Below are 20,870 nucleotides of genomic sequence, written 5' to 3' on the forward strand. Positions count from 1 at the left end.
CGTGATCCGACTGCCCGACGCCACCGGCGCGTTGCGTGAGTACCGGCCGCGCGCCGAGCCCGCCGTGTTCGCGCCGGCGGACGCGCCCCTCGCCTCGCGTGTCGTCTACTCGGCCGCCCATGTGGTGGCCGATCCGTTCGCCGATGTCACGCCGGACGATCCGGCCGCCGTCGACTGGGAACGCACCCTCGCGTTCCGTCGGCATCTGTGGCGGCAGGGGCTCGGCGTCGCGGAGGCGATGGACACCGCCCAGCGCGGCATGGGTCTGGACTGGGCCGGCGCGGCCGAGCTGATCCGCCGCTCGGGGGCGGAGGCGAAGGCCGAGGGCGGGCTGATCGCCTGTGGCGTGGGCACCGACCAGCTCACCGGACCGGCCACGCTGCCGGAGGTGCGGGCCGCCTACGAGGAGCAGTTGGCGGTGGTCGAGGAGACGGGCGCACGGCCGATCCTGATGGCCTCGCGGGCGTTGGCGGCGGCCGCGTCCGGGCCCGAGGACTATCCGGCGGTCTATGGCGAGCTGCTGCGGCAGGCCGCCCGGCCGGTGATCCTGCACTGGCTCGGCCCGATGTTCGATCCGGCGCTCACCGGCTACTGGGGCAGCACGGATCTGGACGCGGCGACGGAGACCTTTCTGGAGATCATCGCGGCGCATCCGGAGAAGGTCGACGGGGTGAAGGTCTCGCTGTTGGACGCGGGGCGCGAGGTCGCGTTGCGCCGGCGGCTGCCGGCGGGCGTGCGCTGCTACACGGGCGACGACTTCCACTACCCCGAGCTGATCGCGGGCGACGAACAGGGCTACAGCGACGCCCTGTTGGGGATCTTCGATCCGCTGGGTCCGCTGGCGGCGCACGCGGTGCGCACGTTGGACGCGGGCGATCCGGCCGGTTTCCGGGCGGTGCTCGACCCCACGGTCGCGCTCTCCCGGCATCTGTTCCGGGCGCCGACCCGCTACTACAAGACGGGCGTGGTGTTCCTCGCCTGGCTGGCCGGCCACCAGGAGCACTTCACCATGGTCGGCGGCCTCCAGTCGGCCCGTTCGCTGCCGCATCTGGCCCGCGCCTACGAACTGGCGGACGGCCTTGGGCTGTTCCCCGATCCGGAGCTGGCCCGCACCCGGATGACCCAGCTGCTCGCCCTGCACGGAGTGACCCAGTGACCGACACCACGGCGGCCGACGATCTGGCCGGTTTCTCGATCAACCAGATGACCGTCAAACAGCTGTCCCTGCCCGAACTGGTCAAGGGTCTGACCGAGTTGGGCGTGCCCGGCGTGGGTCTGTGGCGGGAGCCGGTGGCGTCCTACGGTCTGACGGCCGCCGCCGAGCTGGTGCGGGACGCGGGGCTCACGGTGACCTCGCTCTGCCGGGGCGGCTTCTTCACCGCCGAGCATCCGGCCGAGCGGGCCGCCGCGCTCGACGACAACCGGGCCGCCGTCGACGAGGCCGCCACGCTGGGCACCGACACCCTGGTGCTGGTCTCCGGCGGGCTGCCGGCGGGCAGCCGCGATCTGCACGGCGCCAGGGAACGGATCGCCGACGCGCTGGCCGAGTTGGGCCCCTACGCGGCCGAGCGCGGGGTGCGGCTGGCGATCGAGCCGCTGCACCCGATGTACGCGGCCGACCGCTGTGTGGTCTCCACGTTGGACCAGGCCCTCGATCTGGCGGAGCGCTTCCCCGCCGAGCAGGTGGGGGTCGTGGTGGACACCTACCACCTGTGGTGGGACGACCGGCTGGCCGCCGGCATCGCCAGGGCCGGCGCCTCGGGGCGGATCCACTGCTACCAGCTGGCCGACTGGACCACCCCGCTGCCGGCGGGCGTCCTCAACGGGCGCGGTCAGCTGGGCGACGGCTCGGTGGACTTCCGCTGGTTCGAGCAGGCGGTCCGCGCCGCCGGCTACACGGGCCCGGTGGAGGTCGAGTTGTTCAACGAGGGGCTCTGGGCCCGCGAGGGCCGTGGCGTGCTCGCCGAGACGGTCGCCCGCTACCGCGCCGTTTCCCGCGGTTAGCGGGCGCTGACCCGCGCGCCCGGGAGAACGGTGGGATTCCCTCCCGTTCCCCCGGGCGGACGCGAGCCGTCGCCGGTCGGACGAAGCGCGGTTACGGTGGAGCGCAGGGCACGGAACGTCACGGGCCCCTTGTGACCGGGCCGGGAGGTACGCAGTGGCTTCCCTCCGACGCGGTGGGCAGAACGGCCTCTTCCTCCTGCTGCTGTTGTTCGTCCTGCTGATCAGCGCCTACCAGAACTGGGCCGGCCAGCCCGAGGCGACCGTCCGTTACGCCAGCCTCTCGCTGCTGCCGCCGCTGGTGGCCAGCGCGCTGCTGCCGCTGCGGCCGACGGCGGTGCTGGGCGTCGTCTCCATCGTCTCGGTGGTGGCCAACTACGGCTTCCTGCTGCCGGTGCAGCGGACCGGCGCCCGGATGGTGGTGATCGTCTCCATCGTGCTGGCGGTGATCATCAGCCTGCTGAGCTGCTGGGTCAGGGCCAACCGGGAGGCCAAGCTGCGCCGGGTGATGATCGCCCGGGACCGGCTGACGCTGCTCAGCGTGGCCACCACCCATATCGGCAACACCCTGGACGTCGACACCACCGCGCGTGAGCTGGCCGAGGCCGCCGTGCCGAGGTTCGCCGACCTGGCCACCGTCGATCTGGCCGATCCGGTGCTGCGCGGCAAGGATCCGAACACCGGCTGGCTGGACGGCGACGAGCCGTTCGCGCTGCGCCGGGTCGCCCAGCGGTCGGTGCTGGACGGCGCGCCGGACGCCGTGCTGGAGGCGGGCGACACCACGCACTCCCGCCCCGGCTCGGTGCCCGCCCAGGTGTTGGCCAGCGGAAAGTCGCGGTGCGCGCCCACGCTCGACGGCGTCGACGAGCTGGCCGGCTGGCTCGGCGTGTCGGCGGAGCGCGCCGAGGCGGCCTGGCGCGAGTACGGCTTCCACTCCGGCATCGCCGTCCCGCTGCGCGCCCGTGGCACCACGCTGGGGGTCGCCGTCTTCCTGCGGCACCGGCGGGAGGAGTCCTTCGACGCGGACGATCTGCTGCTGGCCGAGGAGATCGTGGCGCGCGCCGCCGTCTGTGTGGACAACGCGCGCCGCTTCACCCACGAGCACCGCACCTCGCTGGCGCTGCAGCGCAGCCTGCTGCCCCGCCGGCTGCCCCGGCTGGCCGCCGTCGACGTGGCCAGCCGCTATCTGCCCGCCGACTCGGGGATGGGCGTGGGCGGCGACTGGTTCGACGTGATCCCGCTCTCCGGCGCCCGGGTGGCGCTGGTGGTGGGCGATGTGGTCGGGCACGGCGTGCACGCCTCGGCCACCATGGGCCGGCTGCGCTCCACGGTCCGCACCCTCGCCGATATCGATCTCCCCCCGGACGAGCTGCTCACCCATCTGGACGATGTGGTGATCCGACTGCGGTTCGAGACCGAACCCGCGGAGAACGAACGCAACGGCAGCGAGGACACCACCGGGGAGTTCGGCGCCACCTGCCTCTATGTGGTCTACGACCCGGTGTCCCGGCACTGCTCCTTCGCCAGGGCGGGCCATCCGGCCCCGGTGCTGGTCCGCCCGGACGGCGGCGCCGAGTTCCTGGAGCTGTCCGCAGGACCGCCGCTCGGCCTGGGCGGACTGCCCTTCGAGGCCACCGAGTTGGACCTGCCGGAGAACAGCCTGCTGGCGCTCTACACCAACGGCCTGATCGAGTCGCGCGACCGGGACCCGAGCCTGGCCTACGACGATCTGCGCCAGGTGCTCTCCCGGTCGACGCCCTCCCTGGAGCAGCTCTGCGACGAGGTGGTCAAGACCGTCCTGGTCCAGCAACCCACCGACGATGTCGCGCTGTTGCTCGCCAGGACCCGTGCGCTGGACGCCTCGCACGTCGCCACCTGGGAGATCCCGGACGATCCGACGGCGGTGGCCAGCGCCCGCGATCTGGTCACCAGCCAACTCGACGGCTGGGGCATGGCGGAGGCCGCGTTCACCACCGAGCTGGTGGTCAGCGAGCTGGTGACCAACGCCATCCGGCACGCGGACGGCCCCATCCAGCTGCGGTTGATCCGGGAGCGCGGCCTGATCTGCGAGGTCTCCGACTCCACCAGCACCTCCCCCCATCTGCGGCGGGCCCGCGCCTTCGACGAGAGCGGACGCGGCCTCTTCATCGTCGCCCGCCTCACCGAACGCTGGGGCACCCGCCACCGCGCCGGCGGCAAGACCATCTGGGCCGAACTCGCCCCCTAGAGAGCCCTAGTCTTGTCGGATGACCGCACATGAGAACGGGGACTCCGACGTGCTGGCCAGCGGGCCGCTGGGGATGCGGCTGCTCTCCTTCGACCGCGCCCCGGAGAACAGCGCCTTCGCGACCGCGCCCGTCGGCTATGTCCTGGTCGCGCTCTGGCACGGGGACCGGCTGCTGCTGGTGCTGGAACGGGGGCGGAACTGCTGGGAGTTGCCGGGCGGCGGGATCGAGCCGGGCGAGACGCCCAGGGAGGCGGCCGTGCGCGAGCTGTGGGAGGAGGCCGGACAACGGCTGCCGCCCGAGCGGCTGCGCTTCGTCGGCCACGCCCGCACCCTGCTGCCGAACAAGAACGAGCTGCGCGGCGCGCTGTACAGCGCGGAGACCGAGGAGCCGGCGCCCTGGCAGGAGAACGCGGAGATCGCCGCCCTGCACTGGTGGGACCCGAACGAGCCGCCGCCCGCCGGCCGGCTCCAGACGGTGGACGTCTATCTGGCCCGGCTGGCCCGCCCGTAAACTGCGCGCCATGGGGAACAGACCAGGCGGATTCGCCTACACCACCCGTCCGGACGGCACCGTGACCATCACCCACCACGGCGCCCAGGCGGGGGTGCTGCGCGGCGGGCGCGCCGCCCGCTTCCTCAACGAGGTCGAGGCGGGCGACGCCCAGCTGGTGATGGCCCGCTGGACGGGCAACTACAAGCACGGCAACGAGCGCGTCGCGCGTTCGCACCCGCGCAACGCGCGCTGAGCCCGCCGGCGGTCGTCAGCCGACCACCGGCGCCGCCGGCTCGCCGGCGTAGGCGCGCCACAGCTCCGCGTACCGCCCGCCGGCGGCGAGGAGTTCGGCGTGGCCGCCGTCCTCCACCACCCGGCCGTGGTCCAGCACCACCACCCGGTCCGCGCGGGCGGCCGTGGTCAGCCGGTGGGCGACCACCAGCGTGGTGCGGCTCACCGCCAGCCGGTCCGTGGCGTCGTTGACCAGCGCCTCCGTCGCCAGATCGAGCGCCGCGGTGGCCTCGTCCAGCAGCAGGATGTCGGGGTCCACCAGCTCGGCCCTGGCCAGGGCGATCAACTGCCGCTGTCCGGCGGAGAGATTGCGCCCCCGCTCGGCCACCCGGTGGCGGTAGCCGCCGGGCAGCGCCACGATCATCCGGTGCGCGCCGACCGCCCTGGCCGCCGCCTCGACCCGCGCGTCGTCCGCGTCGGGATCACCGTAGGCGATGGCGTCCCGCACGGTGCCGGCGAAGAGATAGGGCTCCTGGGGCACCACGCCCAGCCGGTGCCGGTACGCCGTGGGATCCAGCTCCCGCAGGTCGACGCCGCCGAGCCGCACCGCGCCGGCGGTCGGGTCGTAGTAGCGGGCCACCAGCTTCACCAGCGTGGACTTGCCGGCGCCGGTCTCGCCGACGAAGGCCACCGTCTGGCCGGCCGGAATCCGCAGGTCGATCCCGTCGAGCGCGTCCTCGTCCGCGCCCCGGTAGGCGAACCGCACCCGGTCGAACTCCAGGTCCTCGGCGGCGCTCGCCACCGGACGTGGCCGAGGCGCCACCGGCACGGTGGTGCGCTCGGCCAGCAGCTCGCGCACCCGGCCCAGCGAGACCACCGCCTGCTGGTAGCCGTCGAAGACCTGCGAGAGCTGCTGCACCGGGGCGAAGAACAGCTCGATATAGAGGAGATAGGCGACCAGCGCGCCCGCCGTCAGAGTGCCGTCGCCCACCCGGCCGGCGCCCACCACCAGCACGCCGGCCGTGGCCACCGTGGCCAGCAGCTGGACGAACGGGAAGTAGACCGAGATCAGCCACTGGCCGCGGACCCGCGCCTGCCGGTAGCCGTCCGAACGGGCCACGAAGCGCTCGTAGCCGTCCCGCTCGCGCCGGAACGCCTGCACCATCCGCAGCCCGGCCACCGACTCCTGCAGGTCGGCGTTGACCCCGCCGACCCGTTCCCTGGCCAACTCGTAGGCGCGGGTGCTCAGTCGACGGAAGAAGAAGGTGCCGACGACCAGCGGCACCAGCGTGGCCAGCACCACCAGCGCCAGCTGGACGTCCAGCACGAACAGCACCACCAGGATGCCGAGGAAGGTCAGCACCGACACCAACGCCTGCACCAGACCGGTCTGCAGAAAGGTGGTGAGCGCGTCCACGTCCGTCGTCATCCGGGTCATCACCCGGCCGGCCAGCTCCCGTTCGTAGAAGTCCAGGCCGAGCCGCTGGAGATGGGCGAAGATCTTCACCCGCAGCGTGTAGAGCGCCCGCTCCCCGGTGCGTCCCATGGCGCGGGTCGCGCCGTACTGCGCGGCCCACTGCGCCAGCACCACCACCAGGGCCAGCCCGGCCGCCGCCCACACCGCGCCCAGCGCGGTCTGCCGGACGCCCTCGTCGATGCCGTGCCGGATCAGCACGGGCAGCAGCAGCGAGGCCAGCGCGTCGCCCACCACCAGCAGCAGCGCCCCGACCAGCGGAACGCCGAGCCCGGCCAGCAACCGGCGCAGGCCGTAGGTGTGTTCGCCGCGCGCGGCGCGCTCCTCGTCGACGTCCGGCGTATCGTCGGCCGGCGGCAGCGCCGCGAGCTGCGCCAACAGCTCGGGCGTCGCCTGCCCGGTGCCGTCGTCGATCTCGTCGCCGACGTCGGGGCGCCGCCACGCCTCGGCCGTCACCTCGCCCGGCGTCCAGGCGGCCTCGCGTTCGGCCGCCGCCATCCCGGCCGGATCGCGGTCCACGCCGCCCAGTTCGTCCGGATCGGCCAGCAGCCGCCGATACAGCTCGCAGCGGCCGAGCAGCTGCCGGTGGGTGCCGGTGTCGACCAGCCGCCCGCCGTCCAACACGGCGACGCGGTCGGCCAGTTGCAGCGTCGACTCGCGGTGCGCGATCAGCAGCGTGGTGCGCCCGCGCATCACCGAGCGCAGCGCGTCATGGATCTCGTGCTCGACCCGGGCGTCCACGGCCGAGGTGGCGTCGTCCAGGATCAGCAGCCTGGGGTCGGTGAGGATCGCCCGGGCCAGCGCGATCCGCTGCCGCTGACCGCCGGAGAGGGTCATCCCCTGCTCGCCGATCACGGTGTCGTAGCCGTCCGGCAGCTCCTCGATGAAACCGTCGGCCCTGGCCGCCCCGGCCGCCGCCCTGATCTGCTCCTCGGTCGCCTCCGGATGCCCGTAGGCGAGGTTGTTCCTGATGGTGTCGGAGAAGAGGAAGCTGTCCTCGGGCACCAGACCGATCGCGCCGCGCAGCGAGTCGCCCGTCAACGTCCGCACGTCCAGGCCGCCGACCCGCACGCTGCCGCTGTCCGGATCGTAGAAGCGCGGCAGCAGCAGCGAGACGGTGGACTTGCCGCTGCCCGAGGGGCCGACCACGGCCAGCGTCTCGCCCTCGCCCACCCGAAGCGACAGCTCGCTGAGCACCGGCCGATCCGTGCCATAGCCGAAGGTGACCCGGTCGAACTCGACGGTGGCGGGCGCGTCAGCGGGCAGCGGCACGGCGTCGGGTGCCTCCCGGATCACCGGCTCGGTGTCGATCAGCTCCAGCACCCGCTCCACGCCGGCCCGCGCCTGCTGCCCCACGGTGATGATCACCGTCAGCATCCGGACCGGACCGACCAGCTGCGCCAGATAGGTGGAGAACGCGACAAAGGTGCCCAGGGTGATCTGCCCCCTGGTGGCCATCCAGCCGCCCAGCGCCAGCATCGCGACCTGCCCCAGCGAGGGCACCGCCTGCAGCGCGGGGGTGTAGCGCGCGGAGAGCCGCACGCTCCGCATCCGGGCGGCGAAGAGGCGCCCGCCCACCCGGCGCAGCCGCCCCATCTCCTGCTGCTCCTGGCCGAAGCCCTTGACCACCCGGACGCCGCCGACCGCGCCGTCCACCGCCGAGGCCACGGCGGCGGCCTGCCCCTGGGCGTACCAGGTGGCGGGGAAGAGCCGGGTCCTGGAGCGCCGGGCGATCACCCACAGCGCGGGCGCGACCGCCAGCGCCACCAGGGTCAGCAGCGGCGAGAGGGTGAGCATCACCACCAGGGAGACGACGAAGAGCATCACGCTGCCGATGGTCATCGGCATCATGAAGAGCAGCCCCTGGATCAGCTGGAGATCGCTGGTGGCCCGGCCGACGACCTGCCCGGTGCTCAACCGGTCCTGCCGCCGGCCGTCCAGCCGGGTGATGCTGGCGAACATCTCGGTCCGCAGATCGTGTTGCACATCGATGCCGAGCCGGCCGCCGTAGTAGCGGCGGACGAACGTCAGCGCGTAGACCACGACGGCCGCGCCCAGCAGCAGCCCGACCCACAGGGCCAGGCCGCCCTCCTCGCCCAGCACCACATCGTCGATGACCACCTTGATGATCAACGGCATCAGCGCCATCACCGCCATGCCGACCAGCGAAGCGATCAGCGAGAGCAGAAGATCGCGCCGATGCCGCCAGCAGTAGCCGACCAGCCGCCGTATCCAACCGGCCTCACGTTCTGCCACCGCCGTGCCTCCCGAGCCCGAGCTTCCGCCGCTGTTCCGCCACTGATCAGCCACTGATCAGTCAGTGATCCGCCAGTGATCGGTGGTCCGACGAGGGGATCCGCCGAGCGGATCCCCTGGCCGGTCCGACGGGTGATCTTCGAATCACCCCTGGGCCCAACACCGCTGGCCGGCCATTTCATCCCAGCGCAACAATATGAACGACGCTCGTGGCCCGCCACGGGCGCCTGGCGGCACCACCCCGCGCACCCGTCCGGGACCGGTCACTCAGCGCGGCGCCACGGCTCCCGGACGGCGGCCGGCCAGACCCGGCGCCAGGACGGCCGCCACCACCAGATGCATGCAGGCCAGCGCCACCCGCGTCCCGCCGGTCATCCCCTGGCCGGTCAACGGCAGGAACGACAGCGCGAGCACGACGCCCGCCACCGCGAGCCAGATCCCGCGCGCCCGCCGTGTCCACCGTTCCAGCACGGCCAGCAGGCCCCAGCCGGCGAGCCCGAAGGCCAGGGACAGCGCGACGACCGGGAACGGGCCGATCTCCAGCACCCGTTCGCCGGCGCCCTCCCCCTCCGTGATCCGCAGTTCCCGCCCCAGCAGCGGATCGGCCACCAGCCAGACGAGCAGCGCGCCGACCACCGAGGCGAGCACCGCGCCGGCCCGCCGCCGACGGATGGGCGTCATGCCGACTCCGTCGGGCCGCCGAGCGCGCCGTGCAGAAAGAGCTCCACCAGCGCCTGGACATCCAGTCGGTGCTCCTCCTCGCGCAGCTGGGTGAAGAGCAGCCCGAGGAACACCCCGGCCACCCGTTCGGGCGGCAGCCGCAGCGACTCCCGGTCGGGCTCCAGGAGTTCGGCCACCGCGCCCCCGATGCTGGCCAGCGACTCCGCCCGGCCCATCCCCCGAACCTGCTGGTCGGGCGAGTCCCCCCGGCGGCGGTGCCCCGAGGTGTGCAGCGCCGTGGCCACGCTTCCCATGCGTTCCAGATGGGCCCGCAGGGCGTCGGCCGCCTCGGCCAGCCGGTCGGCGAGCGGCTGGTCGAGGGGGATGGACGCCAACTCGGTGACCGCGTGGTCGGGGCGGAGCGCCTCGGCCATGCAGGCGTCGAGCAGCTCCTCCTTGTCGGTGAAGACACGGAAGATCGTGGCCTCGCCGATGCCGGCGGCCCGCGCGATCCTGCTGGTGGTCACCGCCGCGCCGTACTCGGCGATCAGCGGCAGCGCCGCCCTGACGATCATCTCGCGGCGTTCCGCCGGGCTCATGCCCGGCGCACGACGCCGGTTCTGTCCGGTACTGGTCATGCCGGAAGATTACGGAGTGAGCGCTCACTCCGTCAATAGTGAGTAAGTACTCACTCCGATCCCTGTCCTGGCGGCTCGGCGGCCCGCCCGCCGGAAGCCGATTGACCGTCCGGGAACGCGAACCCTAGGATCGCCGCCATGGGAGCCTTCACGTTGATCAACGAACTCCGCGCCCACGCGCGGACGTTCGTGTCGAGCACCCCGCAACGTCCCCGCGTCCGGCGCCAGGCCCTGGTCGCGTAGGTCTCCGCGCCGGCGCTCCCGAAGCGCCGCTCAGCGCCCCGTTCCCTCCCCCAGGGCCGTCCGTGTCCCCATCGCCCCGGACAGGCCGCCTTGCACCATGCCCGCGTCCGGCCTGTCCTCGCAGTTCCGAGGACTCACGTGGCCCGCCACCGCACCACCCTTTCGCAGAACTTCCTGTACAACACCGCCGTGCTGCGGACGATCGTCCGCGCCGCCGAGCTGTCCCCCGCCGATCTGGTGCTCGAACCGGGCGCCGGCGAGGGCACCGTCACCCGCGTCCTGGCCCGCCGCGTCCGCGAGGTGATCGCCTACGAGATCGACCCCCGGCTCGCCGCCGCGCTGCCGCGCCGGCTGGCGAACGAGCGCAACGTCCGGGTGGTGCCGGGAGACTTCCTGCACGCCCGCCCACCCCGCCGCCCGTTCGCGGTGGTGGGCAACATCCCCTACTCCCGCACCACCGACATCGTCCGCTGGTGCCTCGCCGCACCCGCGCTGACCTCGGCGACCCTGGTCACCCAGCGCGAGTACTCCCGCAAGCGCACCGGTGACTTCGGCAGCTGGCCACTGCTCACGGTGAGCAGCTGGCCGGAGTTCGACTGGCGGCTCGGTCCCCGCATCGCCCGGCACCACTTCACCCCCGTCCCGCGCACCGACTCGGCGGTGCTCCGGCTGGTCCGCCGCCCGGCCCCGCTGCTGCCGCACCGCGAGCTGGCGGCGTACCGGGCGCTGGTCGCCGAGGGGTTCACCGGGGTCGGCGGCTCGCTGGGCGCCACCCTGCGCCGCACCCGGCACACCGGCCGGGTGCGCGCCGCCCTGGCCGCCGCCGGGATCGACCCCGAGGCGCCGGTGGGGCGGATCACCCCGCCCCAGTGGCTACGGGTGCACCGGGCGCTGCGCCCCGGCGGCTGAGTCCCCCGGGGCGGGTTTCCATCGCCGGCGCGGGGTTACCCGAGCGCTTCGGAAAGCGAGCCGGAACATCCGAGACAGCCGGAATCCCAGAACCCAGGAATCCCAGAACCGAGGAAGCGAACCATGAGCGATTCACTGAGCAGCGACCTGTGGACCGGCGAGCGGGAGGCCCCCGCGGCCAAGGCCAGGGCCGCCGCGCGCCAGGTGCGCGAACGCGCCGGTGACCAGGCCGAGAGCGGGACCCACCGGGCGGCCGACCAGGTCCGCCGGATAGCCGACGAGCTGGCCGAACTCGCCCGGCAGGCGCCCGAGGACTCCCCCACCCGCAGCCTGGTCTCCCAGGCAGCGAACGGGGGCCACCGGGCGGCCGGCTATCTCGACGAACACGGTGTCGACGGGCTGCTGGAGAGCACCCAGCGGTTCGCCAGACAGCGCCCCACCGCCTTTGTCGGCGCCACGGCGCTGGCCGGCTTCGCCGTGGGCCGCCTGGCCAAGGCCGGCCTCGCGGCCGGCGGCGCCACCGGCGGCGGCCGCGGGCACCAACGCGCCGACCAGCCGTCGGACCCGGTCGACCGGGTCGCCGAACGCGGCCCGTTCGACACCGCCGACCAACCCCAGCGGACCGGCTACCCGGAGGCGTGACATGGCTCAGCACACCGAAGAACGCACCCAGGCCCCCGGCGGCGGATCGGTCGGCGACCTGTTCGCCGAGGTCACCTCGGACATCCAGCGGCTCTTCCGCCAGGAGGCCGAGCTGGCCAGAACCGAGGTGCGGGAGGAGTTCGGCAAGGCGGGCAAGGCCGCCGGCATGATGGGCGCGGCCGCCCTCGCCGGCGCCCTGGTCGTCCTCTTCCTCTCCCTGGCCCTGATGTTCGCGCTCGGCAACGTGCTCGACCTGGGCTGGGCCGCGCTGATCGTCACCGGCGCCTGGGCGCTGATCGGCGGCGCCCTGTTCCTGCTGGGCCGAGGCCGGCTGCGCGACTTCTCACCCACCCCGACCAAAACCCTGGACAGCCTGAAGGAGGACGCCTCATGGGCACGTCATCCAAGGACATAAAGAGCGATATCGAGAACACCCGATCGCAACTGGCCAGCGATCTCGACCAGTTGGCCCACCGGGTCAGCCCGGTGGACGCGGTCCGCCGCGGCGGCGACCAGCTGCGCGGCGGCCTGAGCGAACGACGCGAGCGCGCCAGGGAACGCGGCCAGGGCGCCGGCCAGGCGCTGCGCGACGGCGGCGGCCAGGCCACCGCCGCGCTGGACCGCACCAGGGAACGGGCCTCAACCGGGACCAGGAACAACCCGCTGGCCGGCGGCGCCATCGGCTTCGCCATGGGCGTGCTGGCCGCCGCCGTACTGCCGGGCAGCGCCCCGGAACGGCAGGCCGCCGGCCGGGTCGCCGAACGCGCCGCGCCCCGTGTCGACCCGCTCACGGACGCGGCGGCCCGCTCCGCCCGCGACTTCGGCGAGGACGCCAGGGGCGCCATGCGCCACGCGGCCGAGGAGTTGCGGGAGTCCGCGGGCCAGGCCGCGCGCAGGACCAGAGCGCGCGCCGGCGGCTCCGCCTCCTGACGCCCCCGGCTCCGTCCCTCCCGTGCCCCTCGGCCGCCCACCGGCCGGGGGCACGCGTCCGTGCGGACGCCCCCGCGACCAGCGCACGGCGCCCGTCCGGCGGAGATCACAGCTCGGCGACGCCCGCACCGGAATGGACTCCTCCGGGCGATACTGGGCGTATGCCGACCATCGCCGCCCCCTCGCGTGGAGAACTGATCGAACACCTGATACGCACCCGGATCGCCGGCGAGGTGGCCACCCCCAGGGAGAACAACCTGGCGCACTACCGGGAGTTGGCCAACGGCAACCGCTACTACTGGCTCGGCCTGGAGCTGGGGGACCGCTGGGCCGACGAGCAGGACGTGCTCGCCGTGATGGCCGAGCGCTGCGGCGTCGACGGGGATCCGGAGCACCGCCAGGGCCAGGACACCATCGACCCCGAGCTGACGCTGGACGGGCTCGACCGCGCGGCCGCGCTGCTGCGCAAGGCGGCGCAGGACCGACAGCGGGTGCTGGTGGCCACCGGCCACCCCGGGGGCCTGTTGGATGTGCACGCGCAGACCGCGGCGGCGCTGCGCGCGGCCGGCTGCGAGCTGGTCCGGGTCCCGCTGGGGCTGACCGCCGACGAGGGCGTGGTCGCACAGCTGGCCGGGGTCGCGATGTACGAGCGGGGCGCCACGCTCTGGCACACCCACTCCCCGCAGCCGATGGCGGAGATCCTCGGCGCGCTGCCCCAGGAGGGCGAGTCGCTGCCCGATCTGGTGGTGGCCGACCACGGCTGGGCCGGCTGCGCCGCCCAGTTCGGCATCGAGACCATCGGCTACGCCGACTGCAACGATCCGGCGCTCTTCCTCGGCGAGCAGGAGGGAACGCTGAGCGTCTGCGTGCCGCTCGACGACCATGTGATCAACCCACGGTTCTACGAGCCGATGACCGACTACCTGCTGGAGGCGGCGGGCCTCGCCGGCCCCGCCGCGCTGGACTGAGCGGTCCGCTCAGCCGCGCGGCACCCGCATCAGCCCCTCCTGGATCACCGAGACCGCCAACCGGCCGTCCCTGGTGAAGATGCGGCCCCTGGCGAGCCCCCGGCCGCCCTGGGCGGTCGGCGAGTCGGTGTCGTAGAGCAGCCATTCGTCGGCCCGGAACGGACGGTGGAACCACATGGCGTGGTCCAGGCTCGCCCCCACGATGTCGCCCACCGTCCAACCGCCCCGGCCGTGCGCGAGCAGCACCGAGTCCAGCAGTGTCATGTCCGAGACATAGGTGGCCAGGCAGAGATGGGAGACGGGCGAGTCGAACTCCCCGTCCAGCTTCCCGTTGACCCGGAACCACACCTGGGAACGGGGCTCGCGCGGGATGCCGGGCGTCGCGAACGGCGGCTCGTTCACATACCGCAGGTCGACGGCCCGCCTGGCGTCCAGCAGCAGCTGCACCACGGCGGGGTCGACAAACCGTTCCGCGTGGCGCGGGAGCAGTTCGTCGGCGGTCGGCAGCGTCTCCGGGTCGGGCACCGTCGGCATCTCCTCCTGGTGCTCAAGGCCCTCCTCCAACTCCTGGAAGGAGGCGGAGAGATGGAAGATCGGCTGGCCGTGCTGGACGGCGACGACCCGGCGGGTGGTGAAGGACCGTCCGTCCCTGATCCGGTCCACCGTGTAGACGATGGGCGCCCCCGGATCCCCAGGACGCAGGAAGTAGGAGTGCAGGGAGTGGGCCAGCCGCCCCTCCGGGACCGTCCGGGAGCCCGCGACCAGTGCCTGCGCGGCCACCTGCCCGCCGAAGACACGGGGGATCACCGACTGGTGACTGTCGCCCCGGAAGATGTCGTGCTCGATGCGCTCCAGGTCGAGCAGACCGAGAAGATACTGAAGAGTAGCGTCCATGGGTCGATTGTCCCCGGTCGCCGAGAACGCGGTCGCCCGAAGGGTGCCATGGCGGGCCGGCGGCAGCACGAAGGCCCGGCCCCTCACAGAGGGCCGGGCCTTCGGCACTGGTAGCGGGGACAGGATTTGAACCTGCGACCTCTGGGTTATGAGCCCAGCGAGCTACCGAGCTGCTCCACCCCGCGTCGTGTTCTCCACTCTAGACCCCCCGCGCCTGGCCAGGCAAATCAGCCGCCGGCGGCGCACTCGGGGCAGCGCCCGTAGTAGGTGACGGCGACCTCGGAGACGCTGAAGCCGAACCGCTCCGCCTCGGGCAACGCCGCCATCGGATCGCCGGCGAGACGCACATCGCGCATCGCACCGCAGCCGGAGCAGACCAGATGCTGGTGCGGATGGTGCGCGTTGGGGTCGTAGCGCCTGGCCCGGCCGTCCGTGGCCACCTCGATGACCTCGCCGATCGCCACCAGCTCGCCCAGCGTGTTGTAGACGGAGGCGCGGGAGATCTCGGGCAGCCGCTCGACCGCCAGCGCGTGCACCTCGTCGGCGGTGAAGTGCACATGCTCACCGTCCAGCACCTCGGCGATGACCCGCCGCTGGGCGGTCAGTCGCCAGCCACGGTCACGCAGTCGCTGAAGCAGGTCGCTCATGGTTCCACCCTAGCCCGGGCGGCCTTTCGTGGGCCGACTCTGTACGGTTCGGGACCTGATACTAGTTCGGTATCGATCTCGATCAAGGCCTCATCTTGACTTGGACAAAGTCCAATATAGGATCGACTCAGCAGAAGGCCAAGTGCCCCGGCGGCACCCAGAGCGTTTTCACCATCCGAAGGGCGTGACCGGTAAATGACCGACCAGATCGCTGCGGGCCCCCTCACCACCGAGTCGGGCGCTCCTGTCGCGGACAACCAGAACAGCCAGGTCGCGGGCGTCGGGGGCCCCGTGCTGATCCAGGACCAGCTCCTCATCGAGAAGCTCGCGCGCTTCAACCGCGAGCGGATCCCGGAGCGCGTGGTGCACGCCAGGGGCGCCGGCGCCTACGGCACCTTCACGGTGACGGCCGATGTCACCCCGTACACCAGGGCCGGTTTCCTCTCCGAGATCGGCAAGGAGACGGAGGTCTTCCTCCGCTTCTCCACCGTCGCCGGCAACCTCGGCGCGGCGGACGCGGTGCGTGACCCCCGGGGCTTCGCGCTGAAGTTCTACACCGAGGAGGGCAACTACGACCTGGTGGGGAACAACACCCCGGTCTTCTTCATCAAGGACGCCATCAAGTTCCCCGACTTCATCCACACCCAGAAGCGCGACCCGTACACCGGCTCGCAGGAGGCGGACAACGTCTGGGACTTCTGGGGCCTCTCCCCCGAGTCGACACACCAGGTCACCTGGCTCTTCGGCGACCGGGGCATCCCGGCCTCCTACCGCCACATGAACGGCTACGGCTCGCACACCTTCCAGTGGACCAACGAGGCCGGCGAGGCGTTCTGGGTCAAGTACCACTTCAAGACCGACCAGGGCATCAGGAACCTGACCTCCGAGGAGGCCGCGGTCCTGGCCGGCCAGGACCCGGACAGCCACCAGCGCGATCTCCGGGTCTCGATCGAGAACGGCGACTTCCCCAGCTGGACGGTCCAGGTGCAGCTCATGCCCGTCGCCGAGGCGGCCGGCTACCGCTTCAACCCGTTCGACCTGACCAAGGTATGGCCGCACGAGGACTACCCGCCCATCGAGATCGGCAGGCTTGAGCTGAACCGCAACCCGCGGAACGTCTTCGCCGAGGTCGAGCAGTCGATCTTCTCCCCGCACCACTTCGTGCCGGGCATCGGCCCGTCCCCGGACAAGATGCTCCAGGGCCGGCTCTTCGCCTACGGCGACGCGCACCGCTACCGGGTCGGCATCAACGCCGACCACCTGCCGGTCAACCAGCCGCACGCCACCGTCGCCCACACCCACGGCCGGGACGGCCTCGGCTACGACGGCCGGCACGGCGGCGCGAAGAACTACGAGCCCAACAGCTTCGGCGGCCCGGCGCAGACCGACCAGCCGCTGTGGCAGTCGACGGAGGTCTCGGGCCCCACCGGCGACCACGCGGCGCCCGCGCACGCCGAGGACAACGACTTCGTCCAGGCCGGCAACCTCTACCGGCTGATGTCCGAGGACGAGAAGGAGCGGCTGATCGACAACCTGGCCGGCTTCATCTCCCAGGTCTCCCGCGACGACATCGCCGAGCGGGCGATCGACAACTTCCGCAACGCGGACGACGACTTCGGCAAGCGGCTGCAGGCCGCGGTCCAGGCCCTCCGCGCCTGATCCTCCTCCCCCGGGAGGACCGCTTGTCGATGACCCCGGAGCGGCCGGCTGCCCCAAGGCGCCGGCCGTTCCGGCTCGTTCCGGGCGTTCCTGCCGTTCCTGTCGCTCCTGTCGTTCCGGGCGCTCGCCGCTGGCCGGGCCTCAGGGCCGCAGATATCCGAGCAGTTCCCCGTGGAGCAGCCCGTTGGAGGCCGCCGCGTCCACCCCGTGCGGGCCCGAGACGCCGTCCAGGCCGGTGAAGACGCCGCCGGCCTCCCTCACCACGATCGAGGGAGCGGCCATGTCCCAGAGCGACAGCTCGGGTTCGGCGCAGATGTCCACCGCGCCCTCGGCCACCATCATGTAGCTCCAGAAGTCGCCGTAGGCCCTGGTGCGCCAGCAGGACTGCGTCAGTTCGAGAAAGCCGCCGAGCATGCCCCGGTCGGCCCAGCCGCCCAGCGACGAGTAGGAGAACGAGGCGTCGCTCAGCCTCCGCACCCCGGAGACCCGCAACCGGGACGCCGAGGTCAGGCTGCGGCCCGTCCAGGCGCCGCCGCCCAGCACCGCCCACCAACGACGCTGGAGCGCGGGCGCCGAGACCACCCCGACCACCGCCTCGTCGCCGCCCTCGCCCCGCTCCAGCAGCGCGATCAACGTGGCCCAGACCGGGACCCCGCGCACATAGTTCTTGGTGCCGTCGATCGGATCGATCACCCAACGGCGCGGCCCCTGCCCCTCGCTGCCGTACTCCTCGCCCAGCACCGCGTCACGCGGTCTGGCCCGACGCAGCGACGAGCGGATCAACTCCTCGGCGGCCCGGTCGGCATCGCTCACCGGCGTCATGTCCGGCTTGGTCTCGACCTTCAGGTCGAGCGCCTTGAACCGGTCCATGGTCGCGGCGTCGGCGGCGTCGGCCAGCACATGGGCGAGGCGCAGATCATCGTGATAGTCGGGCATGCCCCCAGTATCCGGGACCGGGGCCCGGCCTCGGCGGGCGGGAGGCCCCCCACCCTTGACACCCGGCGCGAGCACGTCAATTCTGTCCCCGGACCAGGCCGGTGCCGTACCTGGAGGCGAGGAGGCGACGATGCCCACCGCTCGCGAGTCCCTGTTGGAGGCCGCCGGATTCGCCGTCGAACGACGGCCGTGGCCCGTCGTCAGAATGGTCGAGGTCGCCGCCAGGGCCGGCGTCTCCCGGCAGACCCTCTACAACGAGTTCGGCGACAAGGCGGGCCTCGGCCGCGCCCTGACCAACCATCGGGTGACGGCCTTTCTGGACGGATTCCGCGCCTTCTGCGCGGCACGCGGCGCCGAGGGGGAGAATGGCGCGCTGACCGAGGCCACCGACTGGATCGTGCGCAGCGCCCACGCCGACCGCCTGGTACGCGCCTCGCTCACCGGCTGCCGCTGCGCGGGGCTCCCGCCGCCCGTCCGGCCGCCGAGCCGGCTGGTCGCCGAGCTGCGGGAGAGCGCGCTGCGCGCCCTGCCGCCCGGGGCCGGCACCGCGGCGTTCCCCGACGCCTGCGAGACGGCGATCCGACTCGCCCTCTCCCATCTGATCGCGCCCCCGGAACCGGCCGCCGCCCCGCCGGACGGGAGCGGCTGATCAGTCCCCCTCGTGGCGCTCCCTGGTGGCCAGCAGGCGGCGCAGCGAGTACAGCCGCTGCGGATCCGCGTGGCCGTCGGCCACCCAGGCGTCCAGCGCGCAGTCCGGCTCGTCATGGCTACAGGCGCGCGGGCAGTCGACGGCGCCCGGCGCCAGATCGGGAAAGGCGTGGATCACCCGCGCGGGATCCACATGGTGCAGCCCGAACGACCGCACCCCCGGGGTGTCGATCACCCAGCCCGAGGCGTCGGGCAGCGGCAGCGCCAGGGCCGAGACGGTGGTGTGCCGGCCGCGTCCGGTGACCGCGTTGACATGCCCGGTGGCCCGCTGCCGCTGCGGCACCAGCGCGTTCACCAGCGTGGTCTTGCCCACCCCGCTGTGCCCGACGAACGCGGTGATCCGGCCGGCCAGCAGCTGCAGCACCGCGCCGACCGAGGTCTCGTCGAAGCGCTCGGCGCTGGTCACCACATGGCTGACGCCCAGCGGGGCATAGGTCTCCAACAGCGGTTCCGGCGAGGCGAGATCGGCCTTGGTGAGGATCAGCAGCGGTTCGAGGCCCGCGTCGAAGGCCGCCACCAGGCAGCGGTCGATCAGCCGGGGCCTGGGCTCCGGATCGGCCAGCGCCGTGACGATGGCCAGCTGGTCCGCGTTGGCGACCACCACCCGCTCGAATGGGTCGTCGTCGTCCGCCGTGCGGCGCAGCGTGGAGCTGCGCTCCTCGACCCGCACCACCCGGGCCAGGGTGTCCCGTTTGCCGGAGAGATCGCCCACCACCGCGACCCGGTCCCCGACCACCACGCTCTTGCGGCCCAACTCCCTGGCCTTCATGGCGGTCACGCTGCGCTCGTCGACCAGGCACGTGATCCGGCCGCGATCCACCGTCAGGACAAAGCCCTCGGCCGCGTCCTCGTGCGCCGGACGGCGGTGGGTGCGCGGCCTGGTGTTCCGACGACTGGGGCGGAAGGGGACGTCGTCCTCGTCCGTGTGCTTGCCGTAACGACGCATCGCCGCCGCCCCCGCGCCTAGTCCCTCGCCCCTGCCGCGCCCGGCCCCTCGGAGGCCAGCATGCCGTGCCACAGCTCGGGGAAGTCCGGCATGGTCTTGCCCGTGGTGGCGATGTTCTCCACCTCGACGTCCTTCACCACCAGGCCGAGCAGCGCGCCGGCGGTGGCCAGCCGATGGTCCTCGTAGGTGCGGAAGACGCCGCCGTGCAGCGGGCGGGGGCGGATGTGCAGCCCGTCCTCGGTCTCGGTGACATCGCCGCCCAGCGCGTTGATCTCCTCGGTGAGCGCGGCCAGCCGATCCGTCTCGTGCAGCCGCAGATGGCCGACGCCGCGCAGCGTGGACTCCCCCTCGGCCAGCGCCGCGACGGCGGCGATGCCCGGGGTCAGCTCCCCCACCTCGCTCAGATCCGCGTCGATGCCCAGCACCCGACCGCTGCCGGCGAACGTCAACCCGCGCTCGTCCAGCTCGCAGACGCCGCCCATCTCCGTGAACAGGCGGCGCAGCGCGTCGCCCGGCTGGGTGGTGCGGGCCGGCCAGTCGGGGATGGTGACCCGGCCGCCGGTGACCAGGGCGGCGGCCAGGAACGGCTGGGCGTTGGAGAGATCGGGCTCGATCACCAGATCCCGGCCGAGCAGCGCGCCGGGGGTGACCCGCCACACATTGGGCTCGCCGCCCGAATCCGGCGTGTCCACCTGGGCACCGGCCCGGCGCAGCATGTCGACCGTCATCCGGATATGCGGCAGCGACGGCAGCCGCTCGCCCACATGCCGGACCTCGACCCCCTGGTTGAAGCGCGGCGCGGACAGCAGCAGCGCGCTGATGAACTGCGAGGACGAGGAGGCGTCCAGCGAAACGCTGCCGCCGTCCAACGAGCCGGCGCCCAGCACCGTCATCGGCAGCGAACCGCGCCCCTCGTCGTCGATCCGCGCGCCCAGCACCCGCAGCGCGTCGATCACCCCGTGCAACGGCCGCTCGTACGACCGGGGATCGCCGTCGAACCGCACGGGCCCCTCGGCGAGCGCGGCGAGCGGCGGCAGAAAGCGCATCACCGTGCCGGCGTTGCCCACATCCACGTGGGCGGGGGCCTGCGGATTGGCCGGAATCACCCGCCACGCCTCGCCCCGCCCCTCGGGCAGCCCGGAGACGGCGGAGTTGGAGGAGACCGTCTCCTCGATGGCGATGCCCAACGAACGGAGCGACTCCGCCATCAGCAGGGTGTCCCTGGAGCGCAGCGGACGGCGCAGCCAGCCGGGGTCGGCGGCCAGCGCCGCCAGGATCAGGGCACGGTTGGTGACCGACTTGGAGCCGGGCACCGTCACGGTCGCGTCCACCGCGCCTGAGGCGAAAGGCGCGGGCCAATGGGCCAGGGTCTCACTGCGATCGGTCATGGCCCTCACTCTAGTGCGTG

20 protein-coding genes and 1 tRNA gene are annotated in these 20,870 nt (G+C 72.8%); 12 read left to right on the plus strand and 9 right to left on the minus strand.

Annotation, left to right across the window (positions count from 1 at the left end; all coding sequences use genetic code 11):
• Window position 1 precedes the first annotated feature (1 nt).
• The 5 genes from AOM46_RS06050 (at window position 2) to AOM46_RS06070 (ending at window position 4,974) form a co-directional block, all read left to right on the plus strand.
• Window positions 2-1,156, plus strand: coding sequence for a dihydrodipicolinate synthase family protein (locus AOM46_RS06050; RefSeq protein WP_062206770.1), 1,155 nt, complete (start codon window positions 2-4; stop codon window positions 1,154-1,156).
• Window positions 1,157-1,203: 47 nt separating this feature from the next.
• Window positions 1,204-2,004, plus strand: coding sequence for a sugar phosphate isomerase/epimerase (locus tag AOM46_RS06055; protein WP_062208557.1), 801 nt, complete (start codon window positions 1,204-1,206; stop codon window positions 2,002-2,004).
• Window positions 2,005-2,158: 154 nt separating this feature from the next.
• Window positions 2,159-4,228 carry a SpoIIE family protein phosphatase gene (locus AOM46_RS06060; protein ID WP_062206772.1) on the plus strand — a complete coding sequence of 690 codons (2,070 nt, stop codon included), beginning with the start codon at window positions 2,159-2,161 and terminating at the stop codon, window positions 4,226-4,228.
• A 19-nt stretch (window positions 4,229-4,247) separates the two neighbouring features.
• Window positions 4,248-4,739, plus strand: coding sequence for an NUDIX domain-containing protein (locus AOM46_RS06065; RefSeq protein ID WP_062206774.1), 492 nt, complete (start codon window positions 4,248-4,250; stop codon window positions 4,737-4,739).
• 10 nt (window positions 4,740-4,749) lie between these two features.
• Window positions 4,750-4,974, plus strand: a complete 225-nt coding sequence (locus AOM46_RS06070; RefSeq protein WP_062206776.1) for a hypothetical protein — start codon at window positions 4,750-4,752, stop codon at window positions 4,972-4,974.
• 15 nt (window positions 4,975-4,989) lie between these two features.
• Here the strand turns inward: AOM46_RS06070 and AOM46_RS06075 are convergent, their stop codons facing one another.
• From AOM46_RS06075 to AOM46_RS06085, 3 genes are all read right to left on the minus strand, one after another.
• A complete protein-coding gene (locus AOM46_RS06075) occupies window positions 4,990-8,682 on the minus strand; it encodes an ABC transporter ATP-binding protein (protein ID WP_062206778.1) in 3,693 nt (1,230 codons plus the stop codon).
• Between the two features lie 267 nt (window positions 8,683-8,949).
• Entirely contained in the window at window positions 8,950-9,363 is a 414-nt protein-coding gene (locus AOM46_RS06080) for a DUF6069 family protein (protein WP_062206780.1), read from the minus strand.
• Window positions 9,360-9,980, minus strand: a complete 621-nt coding sequence (locus tag AOM46_RS06085) for a TetR/AcrR family transcriptional regulator (protein ID WP_062206782.1) — start codon at window positions 9,978-9,980, stop codon at window positions 9,360-9,362. Before AOM46_RS06085 ends, AOM46_RS06080 begins: the two co-directional genes overlap by 4 nt.
• A 381-nt stretch (window positions 9,981-10,361) precedes the next feature.
• On the opposite strand from AOM46_RS06085, the gene erm reads away from it, so the two are divergent.
• The 5 genes from erm (at window position 10,362) to AOM46_RS06110 (ending at window position 13,672) form a co-directional block, all read left to right on the plus strand.
• Window positions 10,362-11,132 carry an ErmE/ErmH/ErmO/ErmR family 23S rRNA (adenine(2058)-N(6))-methyltransferase gene (erm, locus tag AOM46_RS06090; protein ID WP_078856532.1) on the plus strand — a complete coding sequence of 257 codons (771 nt, stop codon included), beginning with the start codon at window positions 10,362-10,364 and terminating at the stop codon, window positions 11,130-11,132.
• 123 nt (window positions 11,133-11,255) lie between these two features.
• Window positions 11,256-11,774, plus strand: coding sequence for a hypothetical protein (locus AOM46_RS06095; protein WP_062206787.1), 519 nt, complete (start codon window positions 11,256-11,258; stop codon window positions 11,772-11,774).
• A 1-nt stretch (window position 11,775) separates the two neighbouring features.
• Complete coding sequence (locus tag AOM46_RS06100) at window positions 11,776-12,189, plus strand: phage holin family protein (RefSeq protein ID WP_062206789.1); 414 nt, start codon at window positions 11,776-11,778, stop codon at window positions 12,187-12,189.
• Entirely contained in the window at window positions 12,165-12,704 is a 540-nt protein-coding gene (locus AOM46_RS06105) for a DUF3618 domain-containing protein (protein WP_062206790.1), read from the plus strand. The genes AOM46_RS06100 and AOM46_RS06105 overlap by 25 nt, the downstream gene beginning before the upstream one ends.
• Window positions 12,705-12,874: 170 nt before the next feature.
• Window positions 12,875-13,672: a phosphatase gene (locus AOM46_RS06110; RefSeq protein WP_107080034.1), complete on the plus strand. Its 798-nt coding sequence runs from the start codon at window positions 12,875-12,877 to the stop codon at window positions 13,670-13,672.
• Between the two features lie 9 nt (window positions 13,673-13,681).
• Here the strand turns inward: AOM46_RS06110 and AOM46_RS06115 are convergent, their stop codons facing one another.
• The 3 genes from AOM46_RS06115 to AOM46_RS06125 all read right to left on the minus strand — a co-directional run bounded on the left by AOM46_RS06115 (window position 13,682) and on the right by AOM46_RS06125 (window position 15,213).
• Window positions 13,682-14,566, minus strand: coding sequence for an acyl-CoA thioesterase II (locus AOM46_RS06115; protein ID WP_062208560.1), 885 nt, complete (start codon window positions 14,564-14,566; stop codon window positions 13,682-13,684).
• Between the two features lie 108 nt (window positions 14,567-14,674).
• Window positions 14,675-14,751: transfer RNA gene (locus AOM46_RS06120), tRNA-Met, on the minus strand.
• 42 nt (window positions 14,752-14,793) lie between these two features.
• Window positions 14,794-15,213: a Fur family transcriptional regulator gene (locus tag AOM46_RS06125; RefSeq protein WP_062206796.1), complete on the minus strand. Its 420-nt coding sequence runs from the start codon at window positions 15,211-15,213 to the stop codon at window positions 14,794-14,796.
• A 195-nt stretch (window positions 15,214-15,408) separates the two neighbouring features.
• Here AOM46_RS06125 and AOM46_RS06130 point away from each other — a divergent pair, with 195 nt between their 5' ends.
• A complete protein-coding gene (locus AOM46_RS06130) occupies window positions 15,409-16,872 on the plus strand; it encodes a catalase (protein ID WP_062206798.1) in 1,464 nt (487 codons plus the stop codon).
• A 141-nt stretch (window positions 16,873-17,013) separates the two neighbouring features.
• Here the strand turns inward: AOM46_RS06130 and hisN are convergent, their stop codons facing one another.
• Window positions 17,014-17,808, minus strand: a complete 795-nt coding sequence (gene hisN / locus AOM46_RS06135) for a histidinol-phosphatase (RefSeq protein ID WP_062206800.1) — start codon at window positions 17,806-17,808, stop codon at window positions 17,014-17,016.
• 130 nt (window positions 17,809-17,938) lie between these two features.
• On the opposite strand from hisN, the gene AOM46_RS06140 reads away from it, so the two are divergent.
• Window positions 17,939-18,457, plus strand: a complete 519-nt coding sequence (locus AOM46_RS06140; protein ID WP_062206801.1) for a TetR/AcrR family transcriptional regulator — start codon at window positions 17,939-17,941, stop codon at window positions 18,455-18,457.
• Here the strand turns inward: AOM46_RS06140 and rsgA are convergent, their stop codons facing one another.
• A complete protein-coding gene (rsgA, locus tag AOM46_RS06145; protein WP_062206803.1) occupies window positions 18,458-19,462 on the minus strand; it encodes a ribosome small subunit-dependent GTPase A in 1,005 nt (334 codons plus the stop codon).
• A 17-nt stretch (window positions 19,463-19,479) separates the two neighbouring features.
• A complete protein-coding gene (gene aroA, locus AOM46_RS06150) occupies window positions 19,480-20,850 on the minus strand; it encodes a 3-phosphoshikimate 1-carboxyvinyltransferase (RefSeq protein ID WP_062206805.1) in 1,371 nt (456 codons plus the stop codon).
• Window positions 20,851-20,870: the final 20 nt, after the last annotated feature.

Origin of the sequence: Streptomyces sp. NBRC 109706 (genome assembly GCF_000974485.1) — a bacterium.
Classification (GTDB): Bacteria; Actinomycetota; Actinomycetes; order Streptomycetales; family Streptomycetaceae; genus Streptomyces.

Coding starts and splice junctions, on each gene's coding strand:
- hisN (WP_062206800.1), bottom strand. CDS start 17,808: ATGCCCGACTATCACGATGATCTGCGCCTCGCCCATGTGCTGGCCGAC.
- AOM46_RS06125 (WP_062206796.1), bottom strand. CDS start 15,213: ATGAGCGACCTGCTTCAGCGACTGCGTGACCGTGGCTGGCGACTGACC.
- AOM46_RS06055 (WP_062208557.1), top strand. CDS start 1,204: ATGACCGTCAAACAGCTGTCCCTGCCCGAACTGGTCAAGGGTCTGACC.
- AOM46_RS06140 (WP_062206801.1), top strand. CDS start 17,939: ATGCCCACCGCTCGCGAGTCCCTGTTGGAGGCCGCCGGATTCGCCGTC.
- AOM46_RS06100 (WP_062206789.1), top strand. CDS start 11,776: ATGGCTCAGCACACCGAAGAACGCACCCAGGCCCCCGGCGGCGGATCG.
- AOM46_RS06085 (WP_062206782.1), bottom strand. CDS start 9,980: ATGACCAGTACCGGACAGAACCGGCGTCGTGCGCCGGGCATGAGCCCG.
- AOM46_RS06080 (WP_062206780.1), bottom strand. CDS start 9,363: ATGACGCCCATCCGTCGGCGGCGGGCCGGCGCGGTGCTCGCCTCGGTG.
- rsgA (WP_062206803.1), bottom strand. CDS start 19,462: ATGCGTCGTTACGGCAAGCACACGGACGAGGACGACGTCCCCTTCCGC.
- AOM46_RS06105 (WP_062206790.1), top strand. CDS start 12,165: ATGGGCACGTCATCCAAGGACATAAAGAGCGATATCGAGAACACCCGA.
- AOM46_RS06115 (WP_062208560.1), bottom strand. CDS start 14,566: ATGGACGCTACTCTTCAGTATCTTCTCGGTCTGCTCGACCTGGAGCGC.
- AOM46_RS06065 (WP_062206774.1), top strand. CDS start 4,248: ATGACCGCACATGAGAACGGGGACTCCGACGTGCTGGCCAGCGGGCCG.
- AOM46_RS06070 (WP_062206776.1), top strand. CDS start 4,750: ATGGGGAACAGACCAGGCGGATTCGCCTACACCACCCGTCCGGACGGC.
- aroA (WP_062206805.1), bottom strand. CDS start 20,850: ATGACCGATCGCAGTGAGACCCTGGCCCATTGGCCCGCGCCTTTCGCC.
- AOM46_RS06095 (WP_062206787.1), top strand. CDS start 11,256: ATGAGCGATTCACTGAGCAGCGACCTGTGGACCGGCGAGCGGGAGGCC.
- AOM46_RS06130 (WP_062206798.1), top strand. CDS start 15,409: ATGACCGACCAGATCGCTGCGGGCCCCCTCACCACCGAGTCGGGCGCT.